Below are 10299 nucleotides of genomic sequence, written 5' to 3' on the forward strand. Positions count from 1 at the left end.
GGCGGGAGGCGTCTCCAGCTCCCGCCCGGACATCCGGCGCAGCTCGGCGTTGCCCAGGACGACCTGCGTCAACCGGGAGCGGGAGATGCGCAGCGCAGAGGCGGTGGCGACGACGTTGCCGCCATTCTCCACGAGGCTCTGGGCGATGCACTGCCGCTGCACCTCCGCGAGGAAGTCGCGGAGGGAACCCCCATGTTGCCGGAAGAGCATGGGGATGTCCGTCATCGCCGCGGGCGTGGGCCGGGGCTCGGCGCACTCCAGGGCCCGCTGCAAGAGCGGCGCGAGCACCGCGCCACCAATGGCGAGCGCATCCGACAGGACGTCCGCCGCGCGCACCACGTTGTGAAGCTCGCGGACGTTTCCGGGCCACGGGTGGGCGCGCATCAACCGCGTGGCCTCGGGAGTGAACGACTTCGGCGAGCCCCCGCGCTCCTGTGCCGCCTGTTCCAGGAAGTACGTGGCCAGCAGGTGCACGTCCTCATCGCGCTCGCGGAGGGGCGGCAGCTCCACCTGGATGCCATTGAGCCGGAAGAAGAGGTCCTGCCGGAAGTCGCCCGCGCGGACCGCCTTCGCCAGGTTCCGGTTGGAGGCGGCGACGACGCGCACATCCACCTGGACCGTCTCCGCGCCGCCCACGCGTTGGAACGAGCGCTCCTGCAACGCCCGCAGCAACGCGGCCTGGCCCCTAGGGCTGATGTCGGCCACCTCGTCCAGGAACAGGGTGCCGCCGTGGGCCTGCTCGAAGCGTCCCCGCTGGCGGGCCATGGCTCCGGTGAACGCGCCGCGCTCGTGGCCAAACAGGTCCGACAGCAGCAGCTCGTCGTTGATGGCCGCGCAGTTGACGGCGACGAAGGGGTCCGCGGCACGCCGGGACAGGTCATGGATGGCGCGCGCGGCCAGCTCCTTGCCCACGCCGGTCTCACCGAACAGCAGCACGCTGGCGTCGGAGGAAGCCACCTTGCGCAGCTGCGTCACGGCCGAGCGGAACACCGCGGAGCGGCCGCGCAGGTACGGCGGCGCGAACCCGTCTTCCGTGGGGGACTCACCCAGCAGGGTCCGCAATTGAGGTCTGTCATAGGCGCGGCGGAAGCGCTGCTGGGCCTCGGGTGGAAGCGCGTCGATGAGCCGCCGCCACTCCGCGAGCGCCGCCTGCCGAGCGCTCAGCCGCTGCGCCTCGGTACCGCCCGCCTCCGCCAGTTGCAGCGTGAGGACGCGGACCCGCAGCGTGAAGTCCTGGGCGCTCAGGCGGTCGGGACGGGCGCTCGCGCGGCGCAGGGCTCGGCGCGCACGAGCCATATCGCCATTGGCGAAGGCGACCCGGGCATCGAGCAGATGGAGCCGGGCCGGCTGGGTGGCGCTGTTGCGCAGGTAGAGCCGCTGGGCCAGGGCATCCAGGACGGAAGAGGCCTCCGCGGCCCGTCCCAGCGCGAGCAGGGCCTCCACGCGCAGCCATCCGGTGGGGATGGCATAGAGGTGAGGCTGCGCCGTCGCTTCGTCGCCGCTCAGTCCGTCCAGCGTGGTGAGGGCCGCCTCCCACTCGCCGCGAGCGCAGTGGAGCTGGGCGCGGCTCAAGCCCACGGCCAGCCGGGCCTGGGGTGAATCGGGGGCGCGCGCCACGAGCGCGGCCAGCTTGCGCTCCGCCTCCGCGGTATCGCCCAGGAAGCAGTCGGCGGCGATGGCCTGTGGGTAGGCGGAGAGCTGCTGGAAGGGGATGTCCAGGCCCGGCAGGGCGAGCGTGAGCGCGGACTGGGCCTCCAGGTGGCGGCCCTCCCGGGAGTAGGCGAGTCCCAGGCCCAGCAGGGCCACGGCCTCGAAGGGGACCTCGCCGCACAGCAGGGACAGCGCGGCGAGCCCCAACTGGATGGCGGCGGTGTTCTGCTCCGCGCGCCGGGCCAGCGTGGCGAAGGCGACCTTGGCCAGTCCCACCAGGTCGTCCAGTCCTGCGGCGCGAGCCTGTCCCTCCACGGTGGTGAACAGGCGCCGAGCCAGCGTGTCGTCGCCCGCATCCATCGCCACGCGTCCCTCGAGCACCGTCATCATCAGGCGCGAGAAGGTGTTCTCCGGACCGTCGAGCGCCGGATGCGCCTCGCGCGCGAACGCGATGCCCGCCTCCCGCTGTCCCGCGTCGAGAAGGAACTGCAGATGCGTCGGCGCCAGGAAGCCATGGTCCTCTGAGATTCGGCCCGCGAGTCCTTCGGTGCCCAGGGCCCAGGCGACCAGCGCGTGCCCGGACGCCACCTGCCCCCCTCGCACGAGGACGTGCGCGGCCGTGGCAAGCAAGGCACTGGCCCACCGCGCCTGCTCACCCCAGGGAGCGAAGTTCCAGGGCGCGGGCATCGGGCTGTGCGAGGGCGTGGGCTCCAGCGCCCACAGGATGCTCGCCACCATGTCCGCGGCGCGGCCCGTCGCCTGCTGGAGTTGCTCACGTCCCTGGCCCAGCGGATCCGCCGCCAGCATCAACAGCAGGGCTTCGTCGGAGGCCTCGGCCAGCGGCGCCAGGCGGGCGCACGTCTCGCGGACCTCGGGCACTTCCAGCAGGTTCACCGCCATGTCGAGCGTCGCGGCCCGGGTGGGCGCCAGCCGGTGTCCCGGCAGCACCGTGCACAGCCCCGCCTCACAGGCGAGCCGGGCGCCCTCATGGAGCGGCGCCCCCAGGGCTTCGGCGAGCGTGTTCACCGGCAGTGGCCGAGGCGTCGCGCAGGCAGCCAGCACCGTCAGTCGACGCAGGCGCGCGGGCTCGCGACGTGCGGGGTGCAGCAGGGAGGCGATGGTGTCATCAGGAGAGACAGGCACAATCGGAAAGCCTGAGGCCGCTCCGACACGCCATCAAGGGCCCCCCACGGCGACCTCCAGCCAGAGCGCAGCGCCGCTGGAATGCTTCAGCAAAGCGGTTTCAACACGGGCGCCTGCCTGCTCGCAGGCCGTGCGACGAGGCGCGGCTCAAGCCAGCGTGACGCCATGCCCGGGGGCATCCGTTGGCAGCTCCAGCCGTGCGCCGGCGTACCGGGCCCCGCCCTGGAAGGGGTGGCTCGCGATGAACAGCGGCGTATCCAGGTCGGCGTAGGTGAAGCCCCCCAGTCCGGCGGCCAGGTGCGCCGAGGCGGACATGGCCAGCACGCTCTCCACCATGCCGCCCACCATGAGCTCCAGGCCCGCGGCGCGAGCGAGGCTCCACATCGTCAGCGCCTCGACGACGCCACACTTCATCGTCTTGATGTTGATGGCATGCGCGGCGCCCTCCCGGATGAGCCGCAGCACGTCCTTCGCCGAGCGCGCCGACTCATCCGCGCACACCGGCACGCGCGAGCGGCGCGTGAGCTCCGCCATGCCGGCCACGTCATGCGCGGGCACGGGTTGCTCGAAGAGGGCCAGGGGAACGTCCGCGCGCTCCAGCGCCTTCAGGAAGGCGAGCGCCTCGGCCACGTCATAGCCGCCGTTGGCATCCGCGAAGAGCCGGGCCTGGGGCGCCACTTCATGGATGGCCACCAGCCGCGCCGCGTCTTCATCGGGTGGCAGCGCCCCCACCTTCACCTTCAGCGTGGTGATGCCCCGCGCCAGGATGGACTTCGCGGACTTGCGCGCGTGGGCCATGTCCCCCGCGGTGATGGTCATGTCGATGTCCAGCGTGGCCTGCGCGCCGCCCAGCATCACGTACAGCGGAACGCGGTAGTGCCGAGCCAGCGCATCGAGCAGCGCCGTCTCCACGGCGCACCGGGCGGAGGGCGCCAGCGCGAGTGAATCCCCCAGCGCCTCGGACGCGGGCCGCCACGCGCGAGCGTCTTGTCCCACCAGTCCCGCGCGCACCTGTTCCAGGGCGGCCAGCGTACTGGCTTGGGTTTCGCCGCTGACGGCGGGGAAGGGGGCGGCCTCGCCCAGGCCCTCGGTGCCGTCCGCCAGGGTGAGCCGCACCAGGACGTTCTCCGCGGCGTGCTGCGCGCCGGTGGCGATGGCGAAGGGCTCGGTGAGCGGGAGGTGCAGCGGCTCGAAGCGCACGGCGGTGATGAGGGTGGGCGTCATGGGCGGCCGACGAGCCTAACGGGAACTGATACATGTCCGCCGCGTGGACTTGTGACGGCCCCGCATTCGTGTCGACATGGAGCCATTCTGAACGACCGATTCCAGGCGGCTCCGGCGCCCGACATGGATGTGCTGCTCGTGGCGCTCGAGGAAGCGGAGCGCCACCAGCCCGAGGGCTGCATGGTGTTGCACGCCGTGCGGGACGCGGCGGGAGCGCTCGTCGACTTCCAGTGGGCCTGGGCGAATCCCGCGGGTGCGCGAGCGCTGGGGCACGCCGCACCGGAGTCGCTGCGCGGCAAGCGGCTGCGCGAGCTGATGCCGGGCTCGGGATTGGCCGCCCGGTTGGACCTGCTCCGGGACGTGGTGGAGGCGGGGCGGCCGGCCGCGGACAGCTTCCAGGAGGGGGACGCGTGGCTTCAGGGGACGGCGGTGCCGCTCCGGGACGGCGTGCTGCTGCGCCTGCGTGACATCACCAGCGCCCTGCGGCTGGAGGAGGGCGTCCGCGAAACCCTGGACTGGGTGGGGAGCATCCTGGAGGCCACGCCCGACGCGTTCTTCACGGTGGATGCGGACTGGCGGGTCACCTACGTGAACCACGAGGCCGCGGCGCTCAGCGGGCGCTCGCAGGAGCAGCTCTTCCGGCGGATTCTGTGGCAGGCGTGCCCGGAGCTGCTGGGCACGCGGATGGAGCGGGAGCTGCGCCGCGTCGCGAGCGGTGCGGGCCCCACCATCTTCGAATGGCGCGCCACGCCTGGACGCTGGCATGAGGTGCACGCCTGGGGCGCCAACGGCAACGTGTCCATCTTCGGGCGGGACGTCACCGCCAGGAAGCAGGCGGAGGCGGAGCGGGACGTGCTCCTGTCGCGTGAGCACTCGGGCCGCCTGGAAGCCGAGGCGCTGGTCCACGAGCGCACCCGCGAGCTCATGGCCGCGCGCGAGCGGCTGGTGCAGTCGGAGAAGCTGGCCATGGCGGGACAGCTCGCGGCGGGCGTGGGGCACGAAATCAACAACCCGCTCTCCTACGTCGTGGGCAACCTGCAGTTCGCGCTGGAGCAGCTCGAGCCCCTCGCGGCGCGGGGTGAAGTGAGCGCCGCCTGGACCCGCGCGCTGGGCGAGGCGATGGAGGCCCTGCGCGAGGCGAAGGAAGGCGCCGAGCGCATCCGCACCACCGTTCGCGACTTGCAGACCTTCGCCCGAGCGGAGGAGCCGCAACTGTCACCCGTGGACGTGCACGCGGCGCTGGAGTTCGGCCTCTCCATGGCGATGCCGCACCTGCGCCACCGGGCCCGGGTGGAGAAGCGCCTGGGCCCGGTGCCCACGGTGATGGCGCACGAGACGCGGCTGGGGCAGGTGTTCCTCCAACTGCTCGTCAACGCCGCGCGGGCCATCCCGGAAGGAGACGTGGCGCGCTACCAGGTGACGCTCTCCACCTGGAGGGACGGCGCGACGGTGGTGGTGGAGGTGGCGGACAACGGCCACGGCATGGCGCCCGAGGTCCTGGAGCGCGCCTTCGAGCCCTTCTTCACCACCCGCCCCTTGGGGGAGGGCGCTGGACTCGGCCTGTCCACCAGCCTGGGACTGGTGCGAGGCATGGGGGGCGAATTGTCGGCCTCGAGCGCGCCGGGGCTGGGCAGTGTCTTCCAGGTGCGGCTGCCCACCACCGACGCGGACGCGCCATCCGTGCGGGTGGCGGAGGACAAGGACCTTCCCGGGCGGAAGCGGGTGCTGGTGGTGGATGACGAGCCGCTGCTCGCCTCGGTGCTGGGCCGCATCCTCGGCGCGCGTCACGAGGTGGTGGTCGTCCACAGCGGGCGCGAGGCGCTGGACACGCTGGCGCGCGACGCGGACTTCGACCGCATCTTCTGTGACTTGATGATGGGAGACCTGACGGGGATGGACGTGTACGAGGCGCTGTCCTCGCGTCAGCCGGAGCTGCTCGCGCGCTTCGTCTTCATGACGGGCGGGGGCTTCTCCGAGCGTGCACGGACCTTCCTCCAGTCGGTGCCGGTGCCGCGCATTGAAAAGCCCTTCGAGCTGGGCGTCCTGCACGCGTTGGTGGAGGACGCCCCGCCGCGCGAAGCGGTGTGACTACAGCTTCACCTCTTCCCGGTCGGGCTGGGTGATGTAGCCGGAGCCCGCGGCCACCAGCTTGGCCATCAGCTTGTCCATGCCGTTGGAGCGGGCAAAGGCCATCTCGTTGCGGGTGGCGCCCACCAGGGTGAGCAGCTGCACCTTGCCGCTGGGGAGCACGAAGTGGTCGGGCCGGGCCGGGTCCCTGACGAACACGAAGCCGCCCAGCTTGGACTCGCCACCATCCAGCGCGCCCTCCACCGGGTAGCGGTGGCCCATGGCGAAGGCGCGCAGGGACACGAGGTTGTAGGCCATCATGTCCAGCAGCCGGAACACCGGCCACTTCGCCTCTTCGGGCGTGTGGATGACCATCTCGTAGCCCAGCCCGCTGGGCCCGTCGTCGGGGATGTCCTCACCGGGCGCGGCGGTGAAGGGGTTGGACAGTCCGCTGGTGACATAGGTCCAGTAGGGGTAGCTCTCGCTGGGCGGGGCGACGCGCACGCCCATGGGACCCCAGTTGGGGTCCGCCTCCTGGACCTGGGCCAGCTCACTCTCCATCCACGCCTGGATGGCATCTGTCTGGTCGAGCGTGAAGACGCCTTCGTCAATGGCGCCGAACATCTTCGGATACTCGACTTCGTCGCGGTCCGCCCAGCAGTCTTCGTACCACTGGATGAAGTCTTCGTCCGTCTCCGGGGCTTTCATGGCGATGACACTCTAGAGGCTCACCCCGGTTTCACAACTTCAAGTCGCGGAGAGGTCTCTTCAGGCTGACAATCCGGGGGCGTTCAGGTGCCGGTAGCCCCTTCGGTGCCCGGGGGGGCGGCCAGGGGCCAGGGTTTCAGCCCGCAGATGCGCTCGGCCTCCTCCACGGCGGGCGCCAGCCGAGCGTGCTCCCGGCGGAGAAAGCCCCGCACCGCGCCGTCCAGCGTCTTGTCGAAGATGAGGTGGGCGCTGTGCACGGCGGTGGGCTCGAAGCCGCGGGACACCTTGTGTTCACCCCCGGCGCCGGGCTCGAACACCTTCCGGCCGGTCCGGATGCAGTCCTCCACGGAGTGGTACAGGCAGACGTGGAAGTGGAGGAAGGGGTGCTCCTCGAAGGCGCCCCAGTAGCGGCCATAGAGGCGCTCCGGGGTGGCCAGGTTGAAGGCACCTGCGACGACCTGCTGGCCGCGCACCGCCTCCACCAACTCCACCGAGTCGGGCATCGTGCGGAAGACGCGCGCGAAGAAGTCGGGGGTGAGCTGAATCTGCCCCCAGGCGTGGCGCTCGCAGGTGGAGGTGTAGAAGCCGTAGGCTCGCTGGGCGTGCACCTGGGAGAGCGCGTCGCCGCGCACCGTGCGCAGGGAAATTCCCTGGGTGGCCGCGGCCCCGCGCTCGCGCTTGAGCTGGTTGCGGCGCTTGGAGTCGAAGCGCGCCAGGTAGTCGTCGTAGCTGCCGTAGCCCGGGTTCTTCCAATGGAATTGAAGGGTGATGCGCCGGGCGAGCCCCTCGGCCTCCAGGAAGTCCGCCTCGTCTCCCGTCGGATACAGGACGTGGACGGAGGAGCAGCCCGCCTCCTGCGCGCTCTCGGCGGCGGCGGAGAGCAGGGCCCGGCGCAGGGCGGGGACGTCCTCGCCCGGGGCGATGAGGAAGCGAGGGACGGTGGCGGGGGACAGCGGCCCGCCCACGACGAGCTTCGGATAGTACTCGACCCCGAGCCGGGCGGCGGCATCCGCCCAGCCGAAGTCGTAGATGTACTCGCCCATGCTGTGGAACTTGAGATACGCGGGCGCGGCGGCCACCAGCTTGGGGCCGCGCCACAGCGTGAGGTGATGCGGCGCCCAGCCCGTCTCCTCGGTGGCGCTCCCGCTCTCCTCCATGGCCGCCAGCCAGGCGTGCCGGACGAAGGGTGGGGCGTCGGGGCCGACGAGCGCGTCCCAGCCTTTGGCCGGGGCGTCAGTCACTGCTTCGAGGATGCGGAGACGGAGCGGGGTATCGGCGGGCACGGGGGCACTCTTAACGCGCCCCGCACATGCCCGCAGTGGGTTGCTGGTCTGTCCGTCAGGCGGCCCGGGCGGCGCCCCCGGCCCGAGCGGCCTCGCGGGCCTCCGGCCAGACGGCACGCTGCGGGGTGGTGATGCGGATGATGCGTAGCAGGGCCAGCACGCGCATCACCTGCCACGTGGGGTCCAGCTCGAACTTCCGGGCCGCGAAGTTGGGGCTGCTGCCGTACTTGTGGTGGTTGTTCTGGAAGAGCTCCCCCATGCAGAGGAAGTCCATGGGCAGCGAGTTGCGCGACTTGTCGGTGCTGGCGAAGTTCCGGTAGCCGTATTTGTGGCCGCACCAGTTGACGATGGCGCCGTGCACGGGGCCCATGAGGAAGTGCAGGGGCAGCAGCAGGAACTGCCAGGGGGAGGTGGCGAACGCCACGTAGAAGGCGGAGTAGAAGGCCACCCAGCCCAGCGAGGCGAGCCACGAGGTGCGCAGCGTGGTGTCCACGAGCGGCCACTCCGGGTAGCCGCCCAGGAAGCGGGCCTCGGGCTGGCCGCGGTCGGCCGCGTAGTCGTCGTAGCGCGCCTTGGTGTGCCACATCATCCGCGCCACATCCTTGAAGAAGTGGGGCGAGTGCGGGTCCTTTTCGGTGTCGGAGAAGGCGTGGTGCTCGCGGTGGAGGATGGCGTACGCCTTGGGCGACAGGTACGACGAGCCCTGCACCAGGTAGGTGAGCAGGTGCATCACCCGCTCCGTCTTCGGCCCCATGGTGTACATGCGGTGGGCCGCGTACCGGTGCTGGAAGAAGCTCTGGAAGAACACGCAGAGCAGCCAGTGCGAGACGAAGAAGATGAGGACGGCCATTCGAGCTCCCCGGTCAGTGACTGAACTGGGGTAACACCGGGCATGTCATGGCCGCGTCACGCAGGGCCGAAGAGCGGCGCCCCTGCCCCGAGGGGCGATGCGCCCGGTCGCTCCTCTTCAGGGGGCCATCAGTAGAACGCGCCGTGGCAGGACATGACGCGCGGCGGTGTGGCCCGCTCTTCCGGTACGGAAGGGGGCACTGAGTTCCACGAGAGGAGCACACGCGTGAAGCGGGCGGACATCGTCAGATTGGACAAGGCGCACGTCTGGCATCCCTACACGGCGATGGAGGCCTACATCGCGCAGACGGATCCACTGGTGGTGGTGCGCTCGGAAGGGGCGTACCTCCATGACGCGGACGGCACGCGCTACCTGGACGCGAACGGCTCCTGGTGGGTGTCCACGCTGGGCCACCGTCACCCGCGCCTGATGCGCGCGCTCGCCGAGCAGGCCGCCGCGCTCCCACACGTCTCCCTGGCGGGCATCACCCACGCGCCGGCGGCCCTGCTGGCGTCGGAGCTGGCGGCCATCGCCCCCGGTTCGGACCGCCCCGGCCTTCCCGCGTCCGAGCGCCTGTCCCGCGTCTTCTATTCGGACAACGGCAGCACGGCGGTGGAGGTGGCCATCAAGATGGCGGCGCAATACTGGGCGCAGAATGGCCAGCCGCGCCGCACCCGCTTCATCACCCTGTCGGGGGCGTTCCACGGCGAGACGATGGGCGCCACCAGCGTGGGAGGCGTTCCCCTGTTCCGGGAAGTCTTCGGCCCCCTGCTCTTCGACGTGGTGCACGTCCCCTCTCCGGCGGAGGAAGGGGGCTGGGCTCGCGCCTTCGCGCAGGTCCAGTCCACCTTGCGTGCGCATCCAGAAGAGATTGCGGGCGTCATCCTGGAGCCGGTGCTGCAGGGCGCGGCGGGCATGGTGATGTACTCACCGGACTTCGTCCGGGCGGTGCGCGAGGCCACGCGCGAGGTGGACACCTTCCTCATCGCCGACGAGGTCTTCACGGGACTGGGCCGCACGGGCGCACGCTTCGCGGTGGACCTGGCGGGCGTGGTGCCGGACATGCTGTGTCTGGCGAAGGCCCTCTCGGGGGGAATCCTGCCTTTCGGCGCGACCCTGGCCTCGGAGCGCGTCTTCTCCGGCTTCCTCGGGGCGCCGAACCGGGCGCTGTATTACGGGCACTCGTACTGTGGGAACCCGCTGGGCGCCGCCATCGCCCGGGAGGTGCTGGCCGTCTACCGGGACGAGGATGTGATGGGGCAGGTTGCGCGAAAGGCCCCCCGCGTAAAGGCCGCCTTCGAGCGGATGGCCGCCACGATTCCGGGACTGGTGCGCCCCCGCGCCGTGGGAATGGTGGGCGCGGTGGACCTGGGT

The 10299-nt window shown here is 71.2% G+C and carries 7 protein-coding genes; 2 read left to right on the plus strand and 5 right to left on the minus strand.

Annotated features, from left to right (window positions below):
• Positions 1 to 2793, minus strand: a 2793-nt coding sequence (locus G4D87_RS26080) for a sigma 54-interacting transcriptional regulator (RefSeq protein ID WP_163785051.1), incomplete at its 3' end; no start/stop codon positions are given.
• Between the two features lie 147 nt (positions 2794 to 2940).
• Complete coding sequence (locus G4D87_RS26085) at positions 2941 to 4017, minus strand: dipeptide epimerase (RefSeq protein WP_163785053.1); 1077 nt, start codon at positions 4015 to 4017, stop codon at positions 2941 to 2943.
• A gap of 123 nt (positions 4018 to 4140) precedes the next feature.
• Here G4D87_RS26085 and G4D87_RS26090 point away from each other — a divergent pair, with 123 nt between their 5' ends.
• The gene (locus G4D87_RS26090) at positions 4141 to 6105 is read left to right on the plus strand and encodes an ATP-binding protein (protein ID WP_240358619.1); all 1965 of its coding nucleotides are present in this window, start codon (positions 4141 to 4143) and stop codon (positions 6103 to 6105) included.
• Here the strand turns inward: G4D87_RS26090 and G4D87_RS26095 are convergent, their stop codons facing one another.
• The 3 genes from G4D87_RS26095 to G4D87_RS26105 all read right to left on the minus strand — a co-directional run bounded on the left by G4D87_RS26095 (position 6106) and on the right by G4D87_RS26105 (position 8925).
• The gene (locus G4D87_RS26095; RefSeq protein WP_163785057.1) at positions 6106 to 6792 is read right to left on the minus strand and encodes a suppressor of fused domain protein; all 687 of its coding nucleotides are present in this window, start codon (positions 6790 to 6792) and stop codon (positions 6106 to 6108) included.
• Between the two features lie 83 nt (positions 6793 to 6875).
• Positions 6876 to 8075, minus strand: a complete 1200-nt coding sequence (locus G4D87_RS26100) for a GNAT family N-acetyltransferase (protein ID WP_163785058.1) — start codon at positions 8073 to 8075, stop codon at positions 6876 to 6878.
• A gap of 55 nt (positions 8076 to 8130) precedes the next feature.
• A complete protein-coding gene (locus G4D87_RS26105) occupies positions 8131 to 8925 on the minus strand; it encodes an acyl-CoA desaturase (protein ID WP_163785061.1) in 795 nt (264 codons plus the stop codon).
• 225 nt (positions 8926 to 9150) lie between these two features.
• Between G4D87_RS26105 and bioA the strand changes: the two genes are divergently transcribed.
• On the plus strand, positions 9151 to 10299 hold a 1149-nt coding region (gene bioA, locus G4D87_RS26110; RefSeq protein WP_163785063.1), incomplete at its 3' end, for an adenosylmethionine--8-amino-7-oxononanoate transaminase.

Source organism: Myxococcus vastator, from assembly GCF_010894475.1.
Classification (GTDB): Bacteria; Myxococcota; Myxococcia; order Myxococcales; family Myxococcaceae; genus Myxococcus; species Myxococcus vastator.

Coding starts and splice junctions, on each gene's coding strand:
- G4D87_RS26085 (WP_163785053.1), bottom strand. CDS start 4,017: ATGACGCCCACCCTCATCACCGCCGTGCGCTTCGAGCCGCTGCACCTC.
- G4D87_RS26090 (WP_240358619.1), top strand. CDS start 4,141: ATGGATGTGCTGCTCGTGGCGCTCGAGGAAGCGGAGCGCCACCAGCCC.
- G4D87_RS26095 (WP_163785057.1), bottom strand. CDS start 6,792: ATGAAAGCCCCGGAGACGGACGAAGACTTCATCCAGTGGTACGAAGAC.
- G4D87_RS26105 (WP_163785061.1), bottom strand. CDS start 8,925: ATGGCCGTCCTCATCTTCTTCGTCTCGCACTGGCTGCTCTGCGTGTTC.